This is a genomic window from Kineococcus endophyticus (genome assembly GCF_040796495.1).
In the GTDB taxonomy this organism is placed as follows: Bacteria; Actinomycetota; Actinomycetes; order Actinomycetales; family Kineococcaceae; genus Kineococcus; species Kineococcus endophyticus.
On the sequence record NZ_JBFNQN010000001.1, the window covers coordinates 289,307 to 308,411 of the forward strand.

The 19,105-nt window shown below is 74.7% G+C and carries 18 protein-coding genes; 7 read left to right on the forward strand and 11 right to left on the reverse strand.

Annotated elements, in window-relative coordinates; all coding sequences use genetic code 11:
• Positions 1-21 precede the first annotated feature (21 nt).
• The 3 genes from AB1207_RS01405 (at position 22) to AB1207_RS01415 (ending at position 2,306) form a co-directional block, all read left to right on the forward strand.
• Positions 22-405 carry a PLDc N-terminal domain-containing protein gene (locus tag AB1207_RS01405; RefSeq protein WP_367635979.1) on the forward strand — a complete coding sequence of 128 codons (384 nt, stop codon included), beginning with the start codon at positions 22-24 and terminating at the stop codon, positions 403-405.
• A gap of 87 nt (positions 406-492) precedes the next feature.
• Positions 493-1,503 carry an acetamidase/formamidase family protein gene (locus AB1207_RS01410; RefSeq protein WP_367635980.1) on the forward strand — a complete coding sequence of 337 codons (1,011 nt, stop codon included), beginning with the start codon at positions 493-495 and terminating at the stop codon, positions 1,501-1,503.
• 44 nt (positions 1,504-1,547) lie between these two features.
• The gene (locus tag AB1207_RS01415; protein WP_367635981.1) at positions 1,548-2,306 is read left to right on the forward strand and encodes an SDR family NAD(P)-dependent oxidoreductase; all 759 of its coding nucleotides are present in this window, start codon (positions 1,548-1,550) and stop codon (positions 2,304-2,306) included.
• Between the two features lie 17 nt (positions 2,307-2,323).
• Here the strand turns inward: AB1207_RS01415 and AB1207_RS01420 are convergent, their stop codons facing one another.
• Together AB1207_RS01420 and glnA are read right to left on the reverse strand one after the other, a co-directional pair.
• The gene (locus tag AB1207_RS01420) at positions 2,324-3,199 is read right to left on the reverse strand and encodes an NADase-type glycan-binding domain-containing protein (RefSeq protein ID WP_367635982.1); all 876 of its coding nucleotides are present in this window, start codon (positions 3,197-3,199) and stop codon (positions 2,324-2,326) included.
• 164 nt (positions 3,200-3,363) lie between these two features.
• Positions 3,364-4,788 (reverse strand): type I glutamate--ammonia ligase, encoded by a 1,425-nt coding sequence (gene glnA, locus AB1207_RS01425; protein ID WP_367635983.1) that lies wholly within the window; start codon positions 4,786-4,788, stop codon positions 3,364-3,366.
• Between the two features lie 195 nt (positions 4,789-4,983).
• On the opposite strand from glnA, the gene AB1207_RS01430 reads away from it, so the two are divergent.
• Positions 4,984-5,424, forward strand: a complete 441-nt coding sequence (locus AB1207_RS01430) for an RDD family protein (protein WP_367635984.1) — start codon at positions 4,984-4,986, stop codon at positions 5,422-5,424.
• A gap of 112 nt (positions 5,425-5,536) precedes the next feature.
• Here AB1207_RS01430 and AB1207_RS01435 read toward each other — a convergent pair whose 3' ends face one another.
• Genes AB1207_RS01435 through AB1207_RS01445 form a run of 3 tightly spaced genes read right to left on the reverse strand, consistent with a single transcriptional unit; the run spans position 5,537 to position 8,821 of the window.
• Positions 5,537-6,271, reverse strand: a complete 735-nt coding sequence (locus tag AB1207_RS01435; RefSeq protein ID WP_367635985.1) for a DUF4191 domain-containing protein — start codon at positions 6,269-6,271, stop codon at positions 5,537-5,539.
• 35 nt (positions 6,272-6,306) lie between these two features.
• Entirely contained in the window at positions 6,307-7,323 is a 1,017-nt protein-coding gene (lipA, locus tag AB1207_RS01440; protein ID WP_367635986.1) for a lipoyl synthase, read from the reverse strand.
• A gap of 46 nt (positions 7,324-7,369) precedes the next feature.
• Entirely contained in the window at positions 7,370-8,821 is a 1,452-nt protein-coding gene (locus AB1207_RS01445; protein WP_367635987.1) for a serine hydrolase domain-containing protein, read from the reverse strand.
• A gap of 50 nt (positions 8,822-8,871) precedes the next feature.
• On the opposite strand from AB1207_RS01445, the gene AB1207_RS01450 reads away from it, so the two are divergent.
• Both AB1207_RS01450 and AB1207_RS01455 read left to right on the forward strand, forming a co-directional pair.
• Positions 8,872-9,795 carry an LLM class F420-dependent oxidoreductase gene (locus AB1207_RS01450; RefSeq protein ID WP_367635988.1) on the forward strand — a complete coding sequence of 308 codons (924 nt, stop codon included), beginning with the start codon at positions 8,872-8,874 and terminating at the stop codon, positions 9,793-9,795.
• Positions 9,796-9,928: 133 nt separating this feature from the next.
• Positions 9,929-10,816, forward strand: coding sequence for a glycosyltransferase family 2 protein (locus AB1207_RS01455; protein ID WP_367635989.1), 888 nt, complete (start codon positions 9,929-9,931; stop codon positions 10,814-10,816).
• A 12-nt stretch (positions 10,817-10,828) separates the two neighbouring features.
• On the opposite strand, the gene lipB is transcribed toward AB1207_RS01455, so the two are convergent.
• From lipB to AB1207_RS01475, 4 genes are all read right to left on the reverse strand, one after another.
• Positions 10,829-11,476: a lipoyl(octanoyl) transferase LipB gene (lipB, locus tag AB1207_RS01460; RefSeq protein WP_437178850.1), complete on the reverse strand. Its 648-nt coding sequence runs from the start codon at positions 11,474-11,476 to the stop codon at positions 10,829-10,831.
• Positions 11,477-11,556: 80 nt separating this feature from the next.
• Entirely contained in the window at positions 11,557-12,126 is a 570-nt protein-coding gene (locus AB1207_RS01465) for a hypothetical protein (RefSeq protein WP_367635990.1), read from the reverse strand.
• A 109-nt stretch (positions 12,127-12,235) separates the two neighbouring features.
• Positions 12,236-12,970 carry a Type 1 glutamine amidotransferase-like domain-containing protein gene (locus AB1207_RS01470; RefSeq protein ID WP_367635991.1) on the reverse strand — a complete coding sequence of 245 codons (735 nt, stop codon included), beginning with the start codon at positions 12,968-12,970 and terminating at the stop codon, positions 12,236-12,238.
• Positions 12,960-14,288 (reverse strand): NAD(P)/FAD-dependent oxidoreductase, encoded by a 1,329-nt coding sequence (locus AB1207_RS01475; protein WP_367635992.1) that lies wholly within the window; start codon positions 14,286-14,288, stop codon positions 12,960-12,962. The genes AB1207_RS01470 and AB1207_RS01475 overlap by 11 nt, the downstream gene beginning before the upstream one ends.
• Positions 14,289-14,356: 68 nt before the next feature.
• Here AB1207_RS01475 and AB1207_RS01480 point away from each other — a divergent pair, with 68 nt between their 5' ends.
• Complete coding sequence (locus AB1207_RS01480) at positions 14,357-16,246, forward strand: protein kinase domain-containing protein (protein WP_367635993.1); 1,890 nt, start codon at positions 14,357-14,359, stop codon at positions 16,244-16,246.
• Positions 16,247-16,270: 24 nt separating this feature from the next.
• Here AB1207_RS01480 and AB1207_RS01485 read toward each other — a convergent pair whose 3' ends face one another.
• Both AB1207_RS01485 and sucB read right to left on the reverse strand, forming a co-directional pair.
• Complete coding sequence (locus AB1207_RS01485; RefSeq protein WP_367635994.1) at positions 16,271-17,161, reverse strand: TIGR01777 family oxidoreductase; 891 nt, start codon at positions 17,159-17,161, stop codon at positions 16,271-16,273.
• A gap of 79 nt (positions 17,162-17,240) precedes the next feature.
• Positions 17,241-19,100 carry a 2-oxoglutarate dehydrogenase, E2 component, dihydrolipoamide succinyltransferase gene (sucB, locus tag AB1207_RS01490; RefSeq protein ID WP_367636146.1) on the reverse strand — a complete coding sequence of 620 codons (1,860 nt, stop codon included), beginning with the start codon at positions 19,098-19,100 and terminating at the stop codon, positions 17,241-17,243.
• Positions 19,101-19,105 lie beyond the last annotated feature (5 nt).

The following is a 19,105-nucleotide window of genomic DNA, read 5'->3' on the forward strand; positions in this document are numbered from 1 at the left end:
CCCCGACCCGCTGAGGACCCCGTGATCCGCTACCTGCCCGTCGTCGTCGAGCTGGTCCTGCTCGTCTTCTGCCTCGTCGACTGCGTCCAGACCCCGGCAGACCGCGTCCGGAACCTGCCCAAGCTCGTGTGGGTCCTCCTCATCGTCGTGCTGCCCGTCGTCGGCGGCATCGCCTGGCTCGTGGCGGGACGGCCGCAGCGCGTGACGCACCGGCCGGAGGTCTGGTACTCCTCCACGCCCGGCTTCCCCGAGCACGAGCGACCCGCCGGCTGGGCCGGGGCCGAACGCGGCCGGGTCGACCGGCGGGTGGCCGAGGAACAGGCGCGCGTCGACGCCGAGTTCGACGCCGCCGTGCGCCGGGCCCGCGCGCGGAACCAGCCGACGGGGGACGCTCCGGAGGCCTGAGGGCTTCCGCACCGGCGGTTCCTGGGGTAGAAGGACGGGACACATCGTGATCACCGCCCTGCGCGTCACCGTCCCCCGAGGAGCACCGTGCGATCCCTGGACCCCACCGTCGAGGTCGTCGAGTTCACCCCGACGCCCGAGCAGTACGCGTGGACCTTCGGCGGCGCGGCCCCCGTCGCGCGTGTGCGCCCCGGTACGGCGTTGCGGTTGTGGAGCGACGACGCGTTCTGCGGCCGCCTGCGGTCGGTGACCGACCTGCCGAGCACCGCCCTGCAGATGCCGTTCGTCAACCCGCAGACCGGTCCGTTCTTCGTCGAGGGCGCCGAACCCGGGGACACCCTCGTCCTGCACGTCGTCGACCTCGAACCGGCGCGGGACTGGGGCGCCTCGGCGCTCATCCCGTTCTTCGGCGGCCTGACCTCCACCGACCGCACGGCCACGCTGCAACCCCCGCTGCCGGAACGGACGTGGATCTACCACCTCGACTCCGCGCGGGGGACCGTCGGGCTGGACCTCGGGGACGTGCACCTCGACCTGCCCCTGGAACCCATGCTCGGGACAGTCGGCGTCGCGCCGGCCGCGGGGGAGGTCCGCTCAGCCCTCGTGCCCGACGTGTTCGGCGGGAACATGGACACCCCGGAACTGCGCGCCGGGACGACGGTCTACCTGCGCGTCAACGTCGAGGGCGCGCTGTTCTCCCTGGGGGACGGGCACTTCCGTCAGGGCGAGGGGGAGTCCTGCGGTACCGCCGTCGAGGGTGCCGTGGACTCCCTCGTGCTCGTCGACCTCCTGAAGACGCCCGGCCCGGCGTGGCCGCGGTTGGAGAGCGACACCCACTGGACCGTCGTCGGCTCCGCCCGGCCGCTCGAGGACGCCTGGCGCGCAGGGCAGGTCGACGCCGTCGGCTGGATCTCCGAACTCACCGGTCTGGACACCCTCGACGCCTACCAGGTGCTCTCGCAGGTCAGCGAGGTGCCGCTGGCCAACGCCGTCGACGTGAACTACAGCGTTCCGACGAAGGTCCCCAAGCGTCTCGTCCCTGCGAGCCGGCCCGCCTACGGCGGGATCCACGACCGCCTCCGCGCCCTCGTGCGCTGAACCGCCCGAGAACCCCGCCCGAGAACCCGACGAGAGGAACCCCCGTGGACCTGCAGCTGGACGGCGCCCGTGTCCTGGTGACCGGTGGAACCCGCGGCATCGGCCGCGCGATCGTCGCCGAGTTCCTCGCCGAGGGTGCCGACGTCGCGACGTGCGCAAGGACGGCCGAGGACGTCGACGCCCTCGTGGCGGACGCGACCGGCCCGGGCACGTTGCGGGGCAGCGTCGTCGACGTCGCCCGGCGCGAGGAGGTGACCGCCTGGGTCGAGGAGGCGGCCGCCGACCTCGGCGGGATCGACGTCGTCGTGGCGAACGTCAGCGCCATCGCGGCCGCGAACGACCTGGAGTCGTGGCGGTTGTCGCTCGACGTCGACCTCATGGGGACCGTGGCCCTCGTCGACGCGGCCCTGCCGCACCTGCGCCGCGCCGGCGCCGGGTCCATCGTGACGATCGGCAGCGTCTCCGGCCGCGAGGTCGACGCGTTCGCCGGTCCGTACGGCACCGTCAAGGCCGCCCTCGTCGCCTACACGCAGGGGCTCGCGCACCAGCTCGCGGCCGAGGGGATCCGGGCGAACACGGTCTCCCCGGGGAACACGTACTTCGAGGGCGGCGTGTGGCAGCTGACCGAGCGCAACGACCCGGAGTTCTTCGCCGAGGCGCTCGCGCTGAACCCGACGGGTCGGATGGCGACGCCGGAGGAGGTCGCCCGCCCCGTGGTGTTCCTGTCCAGTCCCGCAGCCAGCTTCGTCACCGGCACGAACCTCGTCGTCGACGGTGCGCTGACGCGCGGGATCCAGCTCTAGCCAGGGGTTCCGGGACGTCAGGAGTTCGCGAACTCCACGTCGCTGATCGCCGTGCGGTCGAACCGGCCGCCGGCCCCGGGCCGCGTCGTGCGGTCGATCGTCAGGTCCACCTCGGTGACCTCGACGGGCGCGACGCCGGTGGTCTGCATCCGGCGGTCGCCGTCGCGCAGGCTCTGCTGCACCGTCACGGGGCCGTTCGCGGTCCGGAACGTCCACGTCACGGCGGTGATGCGCCGGCCCTGCTCGTAGCGGTCGCTGCCGTCGTACGGGTCGACCTTCGCGAACCCGTTGACGAGACCGGCCTGGGTGAGCCGGACGGGCGCGTCGAACGTGAAGACGAGCGTCTCGCCGCTCGCGTCGCCCTCGGCGCGCCACGCCGTCGAAGGCCTGCCGTCGAGGACGTTCGCAACCGCGTAGCTCGTCGTCCGGCCGCCCGCGTCGGCGCTGTCCGGCGCCGTGCTCGGGGCCTTCGCCCGGGCGGGGACGACGGGGCCGACGGGGAAGGTGGGAGTGGGGGTCGCGCTCGGCGGGGGGGCCGCCGCTGCCGCGCTGGGGGTCGGGCTGGGCGTGGTGACCGGTGTCTGCGTCGGTGTCTGCGTCGGTGTCTCGGTGGCGCTGGGAGAGGACGCCGAGGGGGCGGGGGCCGAGGTCTGGACGGCGTCGTCGTCGGACCGGGTGAGGTACCAGGCCGAGAGCCCGACCGCGACCACCACGAGCGCCGCGAAACCCGCGACCACGGGCGTGCCCACGCGCCGCCGGTGGTCCGGCTCGGCGTCGGGCGCGACGACCTCCAGCCTGTCGGTGCCCTCGCGCGGTGCGCCGCAGGTCCAGCAGAACCGGTCCCCCTCGCGCATCGCTGCGCGGCAGGCGGAGCAGGTCGTCGTCGTCGGCACGTGGGCCCCCGTCCTGGGTCGTGTCGCGGAGCACGGCGACGTCCTGTCACCGGAGGTGCACAACCTACTCCGCCGCGGGGTCGTGCCGCACCGAGCCCCGGAACGACGGAACCCCCGTCCCAGCGGGACGGGGGTTCCGGGTGACGACGTGCCGAGCGGTCGGCTCAGATGTCGTAGTAGAGCTCGAACTCGTGCGGGTGCGGACGCAGCCGGATCGGGTCGATCTCGTTGGTGCGCTTGTAGTCGATCCACGTCTCGATGAGGTCGGGCGTGAACACGCCGCCCTCGAGGAGGTAGTCGTGGTCGGCCTCGAGCGCGTCGAGGACGGAACCCAGGTCGTAGGGGACCGTCTTGATGTTCGCGTGCTCCTCGGGCGGGAGCTCGTAGAGGTCCTTGTCGACCGGGTCGGCCGGCTCGATGCGGTTCTTGATGCCGTCCAGGCCCGCCATGAGCTGGGCCGCGAACGCGAGGTACGGGTTCGCCGACGGGTCCGGCACGCGGAACTCGATGCGCTTGGCCTTCGGCGAGTTCCCGGTGATCGGGATGCGGATGCACGCCGAGCGGTTGCGGGCCGAGTAGACCAGGTTGACCGGGGCCTCGTAGCCGGGGACCAGGCGGTGGTAGGAGTTCACCGTCGGGTTCGTGAACGCCAGCAGCGACGGCGCGTGGTGCAGCAGGCCGCCGATGTACCAGCGGGCGAGGTCGGACAGGCCGCCGTAGCCCTTCTCGTCGTAGAAGAGCGGCTCGCCGTTCTTCCACAGCGACTGGTGGCAGTGCATGCCGGAGCCGTTGTCACCGAACAGCGGCTTGGGCATGAAGGTCACGGTGTGACCGTTGCGCAGCGCCACGTTCTTGATGATGTACTTGAAGAGCAGCAGCTGGTCGCCGGCGTTCTTCAGGGTGTCGAACTTGTAGTTGATCTCGGCCTGGCCGGCGGTGCCCACCTCGTGGTGCGCGCGCTCGACGGACAGCCCGGCCTTCTCCAGCTCCACGACCATCTCGTCGCGCAGGTCGGAGAAGTGGTCGATCGGGGCGACGGGGAAGTACCCACCCTTGTAGCGGGTCTTGTACCCGAGGTTCCCGCCCTCCTCCTTGCGGCCCGTGTTCCACGCCGCCTCGATGGAGTCGATGTGGTAGTAGGACTCGCGCTGGTTCGTCTCGAACCGCACGTCGTCGAAGATGTAGAACTCGGCCTCAGGACCGAAGAACACGGTGTCGGCGATGCCCGTCGTCTTCAGGTACGCCTCGGCCTTGGCCGCGATGTTGCGCGGGTCGCGGCTGTACGCCTCGTTCGTGAACGGGTCCACGATCGAGTGGTTGATGACGAGCGTCTTCTCCTTCCGGAACGGGTCCAGGAAGGCCGACGTCGGGTCCGCGATGAGCTTCATGTCCGACTCGTGGATGGCCTGGAAGCCGCGGATCGAGGATCCGTCGAACATCTGGCCCTCGGACAGGGCGTCGACGTCCACCGTGCTCGCGGGGACGGTGAAGTGCTGCATGACACCGGGCAGGTCGCAGAACCGGATGTCGACGAACTTCACGTCTTCGCGCGCGATGAAGTCGATGACCTCTTGGGCGTTGCTGAACATCCAACCTCCAGGAACGGAACCGGCCCGGGTGTCGAGCCGCCGCGGACGCGCCGACCGTAGGGGCACGATGTTTCGCACGTGTTACGTCGGCGTTTCCGCAACCTTACCGACGTGCGGAGGGCGGCGACAGGGCCCCCGGGACGGGGCTGGGGCGGCACTACGACGCGCGTCGTAGACGCCCCGTAGGCTGGGGCGGTGGCCGACCGGACGACGCGCAAGAGCCCCGACCCCGACCCGGCGGAGCCGCCCGCCCAGGCGCCCGGGGTGCGGCTGGGCCTGCCCGCCACGGGCTCCGGGTCCGTCGCCGGCTGGGGCCGGCGCATCCTCGGCCTCGTCGTGGACTGGGTGGTCGCGACCCTCGTCGCCCGCACCGTCCTGGAGGGGCTCGGGCGCGACCTCGGCCCGCTGCTGGTCTTCTTCGTCATGCACCTGCTGCTCGTGTCCACGATCGGGATGAGCATCGGCCACGCCGTCGTGGGGATCGCCGTCCGCCGCCTCGACGGCAGACCCGTGGGGCTGGCGATGGGGGCGCTGCGGGCGCTGCTGCTGACCCTCGTCATCCCCGCCGTCGTCTTCGACAGCGACCGGCGGGGTCTGCACGACAAGGTCGCCACCGTGGTGGTCGTCCGCCGCTGACGCCCGCCCCGCGGCCGCCCGCACCCGGGCGCGTGCGGGGACGACGAAGGGCCCGGCCCGCCGTGGTGGCGGGACCGGGCCCTCGTCGTCGCTGGACGGTCCGCGGTGCGGGTCAGCGTCCGCGCATGGCGCGGCGGTCGGGCCGCGCGCGCATCGGGTCGATGCCCTGGGGGACCGGCGGGCGGATGCCGCCGAGCGCCTTGAGGCGCTTCTGCACCGCGGCGACCTCCTGCTTGGTCAGCTGCGGCTTGAGCCGCTGCACGCGGGAGGCCAGCTTGCGCAGCGGGACCTCGCCGTCCGAGCCGCCGTCACCGACCGTGAAGACGTGGACGGGGACGTTCGGCACGACCCGGGCGACCTTGCGACGCTCGGACTCCAGCAGCTTGCGGACGCGGGTGGGCGGGCCGTCGCCGACGAGGACGATGCCTGCGCGGCCCAGGGCCCGGAACACCATGTCCTGGCTGCGGGCCTCGACGGCCACCGGCTCCTGCTCGATCGTCCACCCGCGGCGGATGGACGACAGCGCCGCTCCGGCGGCGCCCTTCTGGCCCTCGAGGTTCATGTAGGCGGCGCGCTCGGCGCGACGGCCCAGCAGGAACATGCCGGCCAGGATCCCCAGCAGCAGACCGAGGATCGTGAAGTAGATCGGGTGCCCCGAGAGCAGACCGACGACCAGGCCGAGCACGATCGGGCCCGCGAAGGCCAGCAGCAGCCACCACCGGGTCGAGGGGTCGACCCGGACGGTCATGTCGTAGACCTGCTTCAGCTGACGGGTCCGCGCCCACCGCTTCTTCTTCGGCTTGGGTGCGGCGGTCGCACCGCCGTCGCTGGATCCTCGTCGTGCCATGGCGGCAAGGATACGTGCCCGCGCGGCGTCGAGGGTCAGCCCCGGGCGAGCAGGCTGGACGCCTCCTGGGCGGCGGGGGTGTCCTTGTCGAGGTGGGCCAGGTGCGCGGGGATCGCGACGCCGCGCTTGCGCATGGCACCCGCCCACAGCCGGCCGGCGCGGTAGGAGGACCGCACGAGCGGACCGGCCATGACGCCGCTGAAGCCCATCTCCTCGGCCGCCTGGGAGAACTCCACGAACGTCTCCGGCTTGACCCAGCGCTCGACGGGGTGGTGCCGCGGCGTGGGGCGCAGGTACTGGGTGATCGTGATGATGTCGCAGCCCGCGTCGTGCAGGTCCTGCAGCGCCTCGAGCACCTCCTCGTCGGTCTCGCCCATGCCGAGGATGAGGTTCGACTTCGTCACCAGGCCCGCGTCGCGGCCGGCGGTGATGACGTCGAGCGAGCGCCGGTAGCGGAAGGCCGGGCGGATGCTCTTGAAGATCCGCGGGACGGTCTCGACGTTGTGCGCGAACACCTCCGGCGCCGCGTCGAACACCTGCTGCAGCAGCTCGGGACGGCCGTTGAAGTCCGGGACGAGGATCTCGACGCCGGTGTGGGTGTCGCCGTCGGAGTTCAGCTCGTGGGTCTTGCGGATCGTCTCGGCGTACAGCCACGCGCCGCCGTCGGCGAGGTCGTCGCGGGCGACGCCGGTGATCGTCGCGTAGCGCAGGCCCATCGTGCGGATGCTCTCGGCGACGCGGCGGGGCTCGTCGCGGTCCAGCGGGGACGGCTTGCCGGTGTCGATCTGGCAGAAGTCGCAGCGCCGCGTGCACTCGGAGCCGCCGATGAGGAACGTGGCCTCGCGGTCCTCCCAGCACTCGTAGATGTTGGGGCAGCCCGCCTCCTCGCACACCGTGTGCAGGCCGCCGGACTTCACCAGGCCCTTGAGGTCCTTGTACTCCGGACCGGTGCGGGCCGTCGTGCGGATCCAGGACGGCTTCCGCTCGATCGGCGTCTCGGCGTTGCGCGCCTCGATGCGCAGCATCCGGCGTCCTTCCGGGGCGATCGTCACCGGACCAGCCTACGTCGCGCCGCCGGGACGGCAGGACGGGGCGGTCTCACGGGGTGGCGGTCCAGCCGCCCTCGTCGACGCCGCCGGGGACGTCCGCGGCCGCGTCGTAGGGGGTGCGGGTGAGGCGGAAGCTCGCCAGGTCCAGGTGCGAGACCGATCCGTCGGCGCCGGTCACGGGACGCAGGAGCTCCCCGGCGTAGTACTCGTCCAACCCCCGCCAGGCGCCGGGCACCCCCTCGGCGCGGACGAACCGGGACCCGCGGCCGCGTCCGCCGAGCCCGGCCAGCTCCAGGCCGTCCTGAGCGCCGACCCGCACGGCGCGCAGGGACAGCGGCGCCGGACCCCAGTACCAGGGCCCCACGAGGGCGAGGACGTCGGCGGGCACGTCGCGGGGCACCCAGGCCTGCGGCGAGTGCGGCTCGGCCTCGACCAGCGTCTGCAGCAGGCGGACCGGCAGGTCGCCGAACCCGGTCGTCGAGTTCGCCAGGACCACGACGCCGTCCCCGGTCTCGACGTCGACGCGCAGCATCGCGACGAACCCGGGCATGGACCCCGAGTGCCCCGCGTACCGCCGGCCGCCGGCGTTCCACAGCTGCAGGCCGAGGCCGTACCCGGCGGCCCAGCCCGCGCCCCGCGCGTCGTCGACGGTCTGCGGGCGCCACATCTCCTCGACCGTGCTGCGGCGCAGCACCTCCGAGCGTCCGCCCACCACGCCCGCCCAGCGTGCGAGGTCGAGGACGGTCGACCAGACCTGCCCGGCGGGGGCCATCGCGCCCGCGTCGTGCTCGGGTTCGGGCAGGACGACGTCGGCCCACGGGTGGACGGCCAGGCCGCGCGCGGCGGGGGAGACGGGCCGCATCGTCGTGCGGTCCATGCCGAGGGGGTCGAGGAACTCGGTGCGCAGCACCTCGCGCCACGTGCCCTGCCGGACGCGGCCCACGAGTTCGCCCAGGACCCCGAAGCCGACGTTGGAGTAGTGGAAGCGCGTGCCGGGGCGGTGCCGGACGGCGCTCTCGCCCAGCAGCGGCACCAGGCTGTCCCAGTCCCCGCCGCCGGTCCGCTCCCACCACGGCCCGTCCGTCTCGGCCTGCACCCCGCCGGCCTGGCCCAGCAGCTGCCCCACGGTGACGCGGCCCACGCCGTCGGCCAGCTCCGGCAGGTGCGCGCGGACGGGGTCCTCCAGGCCGACGACCTCGTCCTCGACCGCGCGCAGCACCGCGGCCGCCACGAACGTCTTGGTGATGGACCCGATGCGGTACTGCGTGTCCGGACCGGGCCGTCCCGCGGTCCCGGCGCCGCCGTCCAGGCCCGTCGTGCCCGCCCCGCCGCTCCAGACGAGCGCCCCGTCGCGCACGAGACCGGCCACGACCGAGGGCAACCGCGAGGCGACCTGCTCGGCGGCGAGCAGGTGGTCCAGCCGGCGGTGGGTGCTCGGCAGCAGGGACTGCGGGTTGCCGGTCGAGGAGGGCTGCGCGGCGGAGGCGGACGGCGGGGTCATGTCCCGACCCTGCCAGAGGTCCGCCGCGCCCGGGAGGACAGGATGACCGCGTGGACCTGCGCATCTTCACCGAGCCCCAGCAGGGGGCCACCTACGAGACCCTCCGCCGGGTCGCCGTCACCGCCGAGGAGACGGGCTTCTCCGCCTTCTTCCGGTCCGACCACTACCTGACGATGGGCGGCGACGGGCTGCCCGGTCCGACCGACGCCTGGACCACGCTGGCCGGGCTGGCCCGCGACACGAGCACGATCCGGCTCGGCACGCTCGTCTCCTCCGCCACGTTCCGCCACCCCGGGGTGCTCGCGATCCAGGTCGCGCAGGTGGACGAGATGTCCGGCGGCCGCGTCGAACTCGGCCTGGGATCGGGCTGGTACGAGGAGGAGCACCGCGCCTACGGCATCCCCTTCCCGTCGCTGGGGGAGCGGTTCGACCGCTTCGAGGAGCAACTCGCCGTCGTCACCGGCCTGTGGGGCACCCCGTCGGGCGAGACGTTCTCGCACGCGGGGAAGCACTACGAGCTGGTCGACTCCCCGGCGCTGCCCAAACCCGTGCAGGACCCGGTCCCCGTCGTCGTCGGCGGGTCGGCGAAGCGGCGCGGGGCGGCGATCGCGGCGCGGTACGCCCACGAGTTCAACGTCCCGTTCGCCTCGGCGGCCGAGACCGCCGAACGCTTCGAGAAGGTCCGGGCCGCGTGCACGGCGGTCGGTCGCGACCCCGGCACCATGACGTTCTCGGCGGCCCTGCTGCTCGTCTGCGGTCGCGACGAGGCCGAGTTCACCCGGCGCGCGCAGGCCATCGGCCGGGAACCGGGTGAGGTGCGCGAGAACGGCATCGCCGGAACCGTCGGCGAGGTCGTCGAGACCGTCGGCCGCTACGCCGAGGCCGGCGTGGAGCGGCTGTACCTGCAGGTCATGGACCTGTCCGACCTCGACCACCTCGAACTCGTGGCCTCGCAGGTGGCGCCGCAGCTCTGAGCGCCGAGCGGCGGTCACGGAACGTCCCCGGCGGTGACGCTGTCACCTGAGGGGAGAGTTGAACCCTCACGTTCCCGGGTGCAGGCTCCTCGCAGCCGACACCGCCCGGGTGTCGCCCCTCCCGGGAGCATCCGTGACCGACCGCAGGCCTGGGCACCCCCCGCTCGTCAGCGTGGGAGTTCCCGTCCACAACGGCGAGGCCTACCTCGAGCAGACCCTGACGGCGCTGCTCGACCAGACCTTCGGCGACTTCGAGCTGATCGTCTGCGACAACGCCTCGACCGACCGGACGCCCCAGATCGTCGCGGAGTTCGCCGCGGCCGACCCCCGCGTCCGCTCCGTCCGCAACCCCACGAACATCGGGCTGGCGCGGAACTTCAACCGCGTCTTCCAGCTGTCCCAGGGGCGGTACTTCCGCTGGGCCATGGCCGACGACCTCGTCGACCCCACGAACCTGCAGGACTGCGTCGACGCGCTGGAGGCCGATCCCGGAGCCGTCCTGGCCGTCCCCTCCTGGGACCTCATCGACGGCGCCGGCGGGCCCGCGCGCGGGGGCGGGGAGCCGGCGTCCTTCACCTGGGACACCACCCCCGGCCGCCGCATGCAGCAGTTCATCGACATGATCAACGGACCCTCGTCGATCGCCGTCCTGGCCTACCTGTCGGGACTGGTGCGCAGCGAGGCGCTGTGGGCCACCGACCAGCTCGGCAGCTACCCCTCCTCCGACCAGGTGCTGCTCGGGCAACTGCTCCTGCGGGGGCGGTTCGTCGAGGTCCCGGGACGTTCCCTGCACGTGCGGCTGCACGAGGCCTCGGCCGGGCACGGCATCGGCACGGGCGACTACGCCGCCGTCCACCGCACGTTCTTCCCCGACACCCCGCCGCGGAACCTGTTGCGCTGGAGGGCCACCCGCTACCGCAAGATGTGGGACGTGCTGCAGCGCGCCTCGACCTCGCGGGCGGAACTGCGCTCCCTGCGCGTCCGGTACGCCCGCTCGTCGGCGCTGGAACTGCTGCCCTGATCCCGCTCCCCGTCAGCCGGGCAGACCGGCCGCGGGCAGCAGCTCGGTGACGACGTCGGCGGCGGCGAGGACGTCCACCCGGCGACCGGCCCGGGCGCTGAGGGACGTCGCGCCCGCGTCCGGCAAACCGCACGGCACGATGTGGGAGAAACCCTGCAGGTCGGTGTCGCAGTTCAGCGCGAACCCGTGCATCGTCACGCCCCGGGCGACGCGGACGCCGATGGCGGCCAGCTTGTTCTCCGCCCGCCACCCCGGCGCCAGCGGAGCGTCGGCCGTCCAGACCCCCGTGCGGTCCTCGACGCGGTACCCCTCCACCCCGAACCGGGCGGCGACGGCGATGAGGAGTTCCTCGAGCCGGCGCACGTACCCGACGACGTCGAGGGGGCCGCGCAGCCGGACGACGGGGTAGCCCACGAGCTGCCCCGGTCCGTGCCAGGTGATCCGCCCGCCGCGGTCCACGTCGACGACCGGGGTGCCGTCGTCGGGCCGTTCCCAGGAGTTCGTGCGGCGCCCGGCCGTGTAGACGGGTTCGTGCTCCAGCAGCAGCACGGTGTCCGGGGCCTCGCCCGCCACGACGGCGGCGTGCAGCCGGCGCTGCGCCTCCCAGGCCTCCTCGTAGGGCACCCGGCGCTCACCGAGGCCGAACCGCTCGATCCGCAGTCCCGCCCCGGCTCCGGCGACGACAGGAGCGGGGTGTGCGGGGGCCTGCGTCACCCCGGCAGCCTACGTCGCGCCTCCGCTCACGTGGTGGTGGTCGAGCCGGTGCCGCTCGTCCCGGTCCCGCCGTCCGTCCCGGTACCGCCGTCGGTCCCGGTGCCGTCCGTGCCCTGCTGGCCGAGCTGGCCCTGGCCCAGCTGACCCTGCTGACCGAACTGCCGGCCGGAGCCGTCGCCGGCCGGGCCACCGGGACCCCCGGCACCGCCGTCACCGCCGGGGACGGTGCCGTCACCGGGCACCACCTGCCCCGTCGTGCCGGCGCCGGTCGCACCGCCCGTCCCCGCCACGGCCTGGCCGACCGCGTACCCGCCGAGCCCGCCGCCGAGCAGGAGGACGACGCCCGCCCCCGCCAGAGCGGCCGGCAACCACCGGCGACGTCGCGGGGCCACGGGCGCTCCCGGCCACGCCACCGCGGCCGGCGGCGGGGTGAGCGAGGCCCAGACGGGCCCCTGCACCAGCGTCGGGTCCTGGCCGTGCGCCGCGCCCGGGGGCGGGCCGGTGAAGCCGACGGGGGCCACGACCCGGCCCTCGAGCGGACCGGACGGGGGACCGGACCGGGGGCCGGTCGGCTGCTGCTGGTGCGGTGCGTCCACGGGAGGTCCTCCTGCTCGGGTGCTGACCCCCCGACCATCGGTCCCCATCCCCGCAACGGGCCCTGAACGACCTGTGCGGCCGGTGTGGACCGGTGCACACGGGCCGGCCTCAGCGGGGGAGCAGGCGCGGCTCCAGCCGCGTCTCGGTGACCCCGTCCCCGTCCCGCCGCACCACGTAGGCGCCCTTACCGGCCACCTCGGTGACGGCCTCGACGAGGTCGGTCCCGGCGTAGACGAGACCCACGCCGTCGTCGGTGCAGTGCGTCTCGCCGAGCACGCCGGTGCCGACGAGGTGCTGGACGAACGGGCGGCGGGTGGGCTCGGAGTCGTGGTGCACGCCGTTGCCGTACGGCAGCAGCCCCAGCCCGTCCGTCACGGCCCGCAGGTCCGGGCCGAAGGAGTCCGTCGTCCCGCCCTGGAACCAGCAGATCGACCCGGCGCTCACGCCCCCGAGGACGACCCCGGCCTCCCAGGCCGCCCGGAACGCCGCGTCGAGGCCGTGCACCCGCCACACGGCGAGCAGGTTCGCGACCGAGCCGCCGCCGACCCAGACGACGTCCGAGGCCAGGAGCTGCCCGGCCGGGTCGGCCACGCCGGGCATCGGGAACAGGTCCAGGACGGTCGTGCGGAACCCGGCACGGCTGCCCGCCGCGTGCACCTCCGCAGCCCACGCCCGCTGGTCACCCCCGGCCGTGCCGAGGTACGTCAGCCGCGGCGCCCGCCCGGAGGGGACCCGGGCGAGATGGACGGCGAGATGAGCCGTCCCCGCCCAGTCCACGCCCCCGAGCTCCCGGCGGGTCCAGCCGCCGGACGTCGCGACGATCGTCGGGCGTTCAGCTGGCACGCGCGGAACCGCTGCGCCCGAACGTCTTCGTCAGCACCGCGTCGGCCGCGCGGCGCCCGGAGACGAGAGCACCCTGCAGGGAGGCGTTCTCCCGGTGGTCGCCCGCGACGAAGACGCCGTCCCCCACGTCGACGGGCTGGGAGCCCTCGAACGGCGGCGCCACGACGGGCAGGGCGTGCGGGATCGAGTGCGCGGCGACGCGCGTCCACTCGGCCGTGTGGGCGCCGTAGACGCGGGCCAGCTGCTCGCGGACGCGACGCTCCACCTCGGCGCCGGTGTCGGCGCCCAGGACCTGCGCGCTGACCAGGGCGCGGTGCTCCGACCCCGGCTGCAGGTAGCTCGGGGCGACCGCGGACACGACCGCGGTGTTGACGACCGGACCGGTGCGGTCGCCGTCGAGGTGCAGCAGCTTCGCGCGCGAGTCCGGCGCCGGGGAGGACGGGGCGCCGAACCAGAACGTCGACAGCGCGTTGCTGTCCGGCACGTCGAGCGCGGGCACGAGGTGACCCGCCGCGTGGGCGTCGGTCGCGACGACGATGGCGTCGCAGGTGATGCCGCCGCCCGCCGTCTCCACGACGAGGGACCGGGGAGCCAGCCCGATGTGCCGCACCGTGACCCCCGTCGCCAGCGACCCGGCCGGCAGTCCGGCCGCGAGCTGGTCGGGGACGGCTTGCATGCCGCCCGCGGGCAGCCCCGGCGTCCCGCGCAGGAAGGTGCGCACGAGCAGGTCGACGAAGCGGCGCGACGTCGTCCCGTCCACCTCACCCAGGACACCGGCCAGGAACGGTTCGAGGACGGACCAGCGCAGCTCGCCGTGCACCTCAGCGGCGTCCAGACCGTCCGACCAGCCCGAGTCCGGGTCCTTGAGGTCTCCGGCGGACGTCACCTTGAGCAGCCACCGGGCCACGGCCGCCTTCTCACCTGCCGACCCGAGCGGGAAGCGCAGCGCCTGCAGCAGCGCCGTCGGGTGCCGCCGCGGGTCGCGCAGCGTCGCGACCCTGCCGCCGCGGTGGACGGCCACGCCCGCGTCGAACGGCTGCAGGTCCAGGGCGTCGAGGTCGAGGACCTTCTCCACCTCGGGGTAGGCGGGGTTGAGGAGCTGGAAGCCGCGGTCGACGCGGAAGCTGCCGAGGGTCTCCGAGCGCACGCGACCACCGACGGTGTCGGCGGCCTCGACGACCAGGACGTCGACGCCGGCCGCGTGCAGGTGGCGCGCGCAGACGAGGCCGGCCAGGCCCGCGCCCACGACGACCACCTCCGCGGACGTGCGCACGGCGGTCGGCGGGTGGGCGGTGTCGAGGGAGGTGCCAGCGGTCACGCCCCTGAGCGTATCGACCCTGTGGACAACCAGCGCGGCAGTCCCCGCGCGTGCGCCACCCTGTCCGGGTGACCGTCTCCGAACCCCTCACCGGGCCCACCACCGGGCCCCTGGGCGCCACCCCGACCGCTACCGCCGGAGCGCGCGCAGCAGCGGCCGGTCCGGGGCGGCAGTGGCGGCGCGAGGCGCTCTCCGCGCTCGGGGACGACCCGCGCCGCCTCGCCCCCGAGGTCGACGGGTACGCCGTCGGTCGGCTCCTGGGAGCCGGTGGGTCCGGCGTCGTGTGGGCCGGGACGGGAACCGACGGGGTCGAGCGGGCCCTGAAGGTGCTGTCGGCGACCGCCGCGCCGGCGCCGGACGAGGGCCCCGACCTGCTCGCCGAGCTCGCCCTGCTGCGGCGGGTCCGGCACCCGCGGGTCGTCGCCGTGCACGACATCTCGACCGACGCGCAGGGCCGGCCGGTGCTCGTCCTCGACCTGGCCCCGGGCGGGTCGCTCGCCGGTGTGCTGGCCCAGCGGCGCCGGCTGTCGGCGGGGGAGGTCAGCGGCCTGCTGCACGTGCTGGGCCCCGCGCTGGAGGACCTGCACGCCGCCGGGGTCGTCCACGGCGACGTCGCCCCCGGCAACGTCCTGCTGGACGCTCGGGGGGAGCCGCTGCTCGCGGACCTGGGCGTGGCCCGCGCGCTGGGCCGGCGGCACGGCAGCGTCCTGGGCACCCCCGGCTTCGCCGATCCCGCGGCGCTCGCGGGGGAGGGCGTCGGGGCGGCCTCGGACGTGTACGGCCTCGCGGCGCTCGCCTGGTGGGCCCTCACGGGCGAGACGCCCGTCGCCTCCGGTGCGTTCGGGGCCCGCCAGGCGCACCGGCGGGCCGCCGCGGCGCTGCCGGCCGGAGGATCCGGGGCCCTGCTCGCGGCCGTGCGCGAGGGGTTGCACCGCAAGCCGTCACGCCGACCCACGCCCGGTGAGCTCGCCACCGCCGTGGCGGCGGCCGCCCGTCCACGGCCCGTGCGCGGTCTGCCCGTCCCGGCCGCTGCGGCCGCCGGTCCCGTCCCGGCGCCCCCGGGCGTCACGCACCGCCTCGCCGGTGCCGGGGTCGCCGGCGCCGGCGGGGACCCCGAACCCGGTCCCGCGCCCGACCTCGGGGACGGTGCGGGCGCCACGCCGCCCGCGCGCCCGTCCCGGGGGTCCTCGACCGGCCCGGCGGGCCGAGCGACCGCCCGCCGGGCGTCCGCCCGGCCCGACCCCCGCCGTCGGGGCGCCTCCCGCGCGGCCGTCCGTCCCGCGCGGCCGGGGCGACGGCTGCTCCTCGTGGCCGGGGCGCTGCCGGTCGTGGCGGGAGCCGCCGTTCTGCTCGCGCTCCACGGCCGGGCGGACGCACCGTCGCCCGCGCCCGCCGCCGAGACCGCGACGGTCACCGCCCCTCCCGGCGTCGTGGAGGCTCCACCCGGCGACGACGCACCGGGTGGCGAGGCAGCAGTGGGTGACGGAGTGCTGCGCGGGGACGAGGTGCTGCGCGGGGACGGAGTGCTGCGCGGGGACGAGGTGCTGCGCGGGGACGGAGTGCTGCACGGGGACGAGGTGCTGCGCGGGGACGACGCGGCGGCGGTCGTGGGGGTGCTCGCCGACCGGCGGGCGTCGGCGCTGGCGGCGGGGTCCGCGGACGCCCTGTCGGGTGTCGACGTCGCCGGGTCCGCGGCCCGGGCGGCCGACGAGGCGGTGCTCGCCGACCTGGCGGCGAGCGGCACCACGTTCGAGACCCTGGCCTTCGACGTCCGTGCGGTCCGCGAGGTGGAGCGCACGGCCGACCGATGGGTGCTGGAGGCCGACGTGACCACGGCGGAGCACGTCGTCGTCTCGGCCGCCGGGGCACGGACGACCGTCCCGGCCGGCGCCGCGCGCACCTCTCGTCTCACCCTCGACCGGGTCGCGGGGGAGTGGCGCGTCAGCGCCGTCGGGTGACCGTCGGCGGACGGGGGTGGGTGGTCAGGCCCGTGCGAGCCAGCCCGTCACCGCGGCGACGTCGGGGTGGCGGAAGGTGAAGCCGTGCTCGAGCAGCACCGACGGCACCACCCGCTGGCTGGCCAGCACCTGCCCCGCGAACTCCCCGAGGACGAGCTTCAGCGCGAACCCCGGCGCGGGTACGAGGGAGGGCCGGTGCAGGGCCGCCCCGAGCGCCGTCGTCAGGGCGGTGTTCGTCGCCGGCTCCGGGCAGGTCAGGTTGGCGGGCCCGGAGACCGGCCGGGTCAGCAGGAACTCCAGTGCCGCGAGCTCGTCCGGCATCGTGATGGGGCTCCACCACTGCCGTCCGCTGCCGAGCGGGCCGCCGAGGCCGAGCTTGAACAGGGTCAGGAGCTGCCCGAAGGCCCCGCCGACGGGGTTGGCGAGCAGACCGGTCCGGGCGAGCGCCACGCGGACCCCGGCCGCCGAGGCCGGTTCGGTGGCGCCCTCCCACTGCGCGACGACGTCGGCGAGGAAGTCGTCCCCGCGCGGGGCGTCCTCGGTCAGGACCGCCGAACCGCCGTCGCCGTAGGCGCCGATGGCGGAGGCGTTGACGAGGACCTGCGGCGCCTCGTCGAGGCGGAGCAGGGCGCCCACGAGCGTGGACGTGGTGTCCAACCGCGAGGAGAGGATGGTCCGCTTGTAGTCGTCGGTCCAGCGCTGGTCCCCGACGCCGGCGCCCGAGAGGTTGACGGCCCCGTCCAGGCGCCCGAGGGCGCGGGGGTCCAACTCCCCGCGCGAGGGGTCCCACTGCACCTGGTGCGGCTCGCGCACGGGCCGGCGCACGAGCGTCAGGACGTCGTGCCCCGCTCCCCGCAGGTGCGCCACCAGGTGACGACCGATGAGACCGCTGGCCCCGCTGACGACGACGCGCACGAGCACACTCCAAGGTGGTGGTGGGGGAAAGGGAGCAGCCCCGTCCCTGCGGCAGGAACGGGGCTGCGGTGGAGCTGGGTCAGAGCCCGAGCTCACCCTCGAACTCGCCGGCCTCGATGCGCTTCTTGATGGTCTGCAGGAAGCGCGCCGCGTCGGCCCCGTCGACGATCTGGTGGTCGTAGGACAGGGCGAGGTACATCATCGAGCGCACCGCGATCGTGTCCTGGCCGTCGGCGTCGGTGAGCACGACGGGCCGCTTGACGAGCGCGCCGGTGCCGAGGATGGCGACCTGCGGGGCGTTGAGGATCGGGGTGTCGAACAGGGCCCCGATGCTGCCGGTGTTGGTGATGGTGAAGGTGCCGCCGGACAGGTCGTCCGGGGTGATCTTGCTGGCGCGGGTGCGGGCCGCCAGGTCGGAGATCTTGCGCGCCAGCCCACCGAGGTTCAGGTCGCCCGCGTCCTTGATGACGGGGGTGATGAGGCCCTTGGGGGTGTCCACGGCCATCGAGATGTTCTCGCTGCCGTGGTAGACGATGTTCTCGCCGTCGATGCTGGCGTTGAGCGAGGGGTGCTGCTTGAGCGCCTCGACCGCGGCCTTGACGAAGAACGGCAGGAACGTCAGCTTCGCGCCCTCGGTCGCGGCGAAGGAGTCCTTCGCGCGCGCTCGCAGCCGCGCCACCTTGGTGACGTCCACCTCGATGACGGTGGTCAGCTGCGCGGAGTTCTGCAGCGACTCCTTCATCCGCTGGGCGATGACCTTGCGCAGGCGCGACATCTTCTCGGTCGTGCCCCGCTTGGGGGAGACCTCGACGGCCGGGGCCTTGGCGGCGGGCGCCGACGGCGCCGCGGCGGGGGCCTGCGACTGCTGCTGCGCGGCCTTGGCGGCCTCGGCCGCCTTGTCCGCGGCCTCCTGCACGTCCTGCTTGCGGATGCGGCCGCCGACGCCCGTCCCCGTGAGGGAGGACAGGTCCACACCGAGGTCCTTGGCGAGCTTGCGCACGAGCGGCGTCACGTAGGTGCTGCCCCCCGTGGACTGCGCGCCGGCCTGCGCACTCGACGGTGCCGAGGACTCGGCGGCCGGTGCGGGAGCGGACGGCGACTGCTGCGCGGGCTGGGCCGGCGCCGCGGCGGGCTCACCGGAGGAGCCGGCCGACGGCTGCGTGGACTCCTCGGCCTGCTTCTCAGCGGCCTGGCGCTCCTCGACCTCGTCGGCGAGCGTGCCCTCCTGCGCCGGGGCCTCCTGCTGGGGGGCCTCCTGGGCCGGGCTCTCCTGCGGGGCGGGGGCGCTCTGGGCCGAGGCGTCACCGATGCGGGCGAGGTCGGCGCCCACCTCGGCCGTCTCGTCCTCGCCCACGAGGATCTCCAGCAGCGTGCCGGCCACGGGGGAGGGGATCTCGGTGTCGACCTTGTCGGTCGAGACCTCCAGCAGCGGCTCGTCGACCTCGACGCTGTCGCCGACGGCCTTGAGCCAGCGCGTGACGGTGCCCTCGGTGACGGACTCGCCCAGCGCGGGCATCTGCACGGCCTGGCCGGAACCGCCGGAGCTCGGCGCGGCGGCCGCGGCCGGCGGCTGCTCGGGGTCGGGTTCCTGCGCCGACTCCGGGGCGGACTGCGCGTCCTGCGTCGAGGGCGGGGTGGGGGACTCCTGCTGCGCGGGGGCCGCGTCGCCGGAGCCGCCACCGGAACCGCCGCCCTGCTCGGACTCCTCACCGATGCGGGCGAGGTCCGCGCCCACCTCGGCGGTCTCGTCCTCGGGGACGAGGATCTCCAGGAGCACCCCGGCCACGGGCGAGGGGATCTCGGTGTCGACCTTGTCGGTGGACACCTCCAGCAGCGGCTCGTCGACGGCGACCGTGTCGCCGACCTGCTTCAGCCACCGCGTGACGGTGCCCTCGGTCACGCTCTCGCCGAGAGCGGGCATCTGCACCGAGTTCGACATCTGTT

Bases quoted from the DNA above. Each gene is read 5' to 3' on its own strand.
- glnA (WP_367635983.1), bottom strand. From the start codon at position 4,788: ATGTTCAGCAACGCCCAAGAGGTCATCGACTTCATCGCGCGCGAAGAC.
- AB1207_RS01435 (WP_367635985.1), bottom strand. From the start codon at position 6,271: ATGGCACGACGAGGATCCAGCGACGGCGGTGCGACCGCCGCACCCAAG.
- AB1207_RS01445 (WP_367635987.1), bottom strand. From the start codon at position 8,821: ATGACCCCGCCGTCCGCCTCCGCCGCGCAGCCCTCCTCGACCGGCAAC.
- sucB (WP_367636146.1), bottom strand. From the start codon at position 19,100: ATGTCGAACTCGGTGCAGATGCCCGCTCTCGGCGAGAGCGTGACCGAG.